At 75.5% G+C, this 1,149-nt stretch carries 2 protein-coding genes; both read left to right on the top strand.

Features of this window, described 5'->3' with window-relative positions:
• On the top strand, positions 1-657 hold a 657-nt coding region (locus ACSW7Y_RS17220; protein WP_438127442.1), incomplete at its 5' end, for a type II secretion system F family protein.
• Positions 658-764: 107 nt separating this feature from the next.
• Positions 765-962 (top strand): DUF4244 domain-containing protein, encoded by a 198-nt coding sequence (locus ACSW7Y_RS17215; RefSeq protein WP_438127441.1) that lies wholly within the window; start codon positions 765-767, stop codon positions 960-962.
• Positions 963-1,149: the final 187 nt, after the last annotated feature.

The following is a 1,149-nucleotide window of genomic DNA, read 5'->3' as shown; positions in this document are numbered from 1 at the left end:
CCGTCGGCCACCGCGCTCCGGGCGCTCGCTCGGGCACTGCGACGATCGGCCGCCGGCGACCGTGCCGTACGGGTCGCCCTCGCCGGGCCGCGCGCGAGTGCCCGCGTCGTCCTCGCCCTGCCCGTCCTCGGGGTCGGACTCTCGTCCACGTGGGGTGCCGGCGCCGTGGACGTCCTCGTCGGCTCGCCGTTCGGATGGACGTGCGTGGCGGTCGCCGCGGGACTGGTGGAGCTCGGTCGCAGGTGGACGAGCGCGCTGGTGCGTGCCGCCACACCGGACGGACACGTCCCGGGCGTGCTCCTCGACGCCTGGGCCGTCGCGCTGTCCGGCGGTGGCTCGTGGACGGATGCCGGACGCACCGTCGCGGAGGCGTTGCAGCAGCCGGGTCGAGCTGACACTGACGCGATCGAGCGAGCACGGCTCACCGAGGTGCTCGCCCTGGCCCGCCGCGCCGGGGTACCGGCTGCCGCGCTGCTCTGCGCCGCTGCCGAGGACGTCCGTGACGACGCCGCAGCGGCCGGCCTCGCGGCGGCCGAGGGGCTCGCCGTGCGCCTCGTGCTGCCGCTCGGGGTGTGCGTCCTGCCCGCCTTCGTCCTGGTGGGCGTCGTGCCGGTGGTTGCCGGAGTCCTCTCCTCCACAGTCGGGGGTGTGGGGTGAACCCTCCACGGACCCGAGAGTGGGACGCCGTCGGCACCGCGCTCCCGGCGAGGCTGGACACACGGCCGAGCGGGCGCTCGGCAGACCGAGCAGAAGAGAGGGACACCATGCACCAGCACCCACATCCGACGCGGTGGCGACGACTCCGTTCGCGGACGGCCGACGACCGGGGATCGGCGACGGCCGAGTACGCGGTCGTGATCCTCGCCGCCGTGGCCTTCGCGGGTGTGCTCGTCGCGGTCATGCGCTCCGGCGAGGTGCAGACCGTCCTGACCGAGCTCGTCCGCGGTGCGCTGTCGCTCTGAACGTGGCTCCGTGACGGCCGAGTTCGCGGTCGTCCTGCCCGCCGTGGCGGTCGTGCTGACGCTGCTCGTCGCAGCCGTCGTGGCGGTCGATCGGCAGGGGACGCTCCAGGTCTCGGCTGCCACTGCTGCGCGCGCGGCCGGACGCGGTGACACGGAGGCGGCTGCCGTGGCGGCCGCCTCCGTCCCC

It is taken from the genome of Curtobacterium flaccumfaciens, from assembly GCF_051548005.1.
Classification (GTDB): domain Bacteria; phylum Actinomycetota; class Actinomycetes; order Actinomycetales; family Microbacteriaceae; genus Curtobacterium.
Note: the sequence above shows the minus strand (reverse complement) of the source record. Positions and strands in the feature narration are given on the sequence as shown.

What these genes read in the sequence shown, in the direction of transcription:
- ACSW7Y_RS17215 (WP_438127441.1), top strand. Translation starts at nt 765, where the DNA reads ATGCACCAGCACCCACATCCGACGCGGTGGCGACGACTCCGTTCGCGG.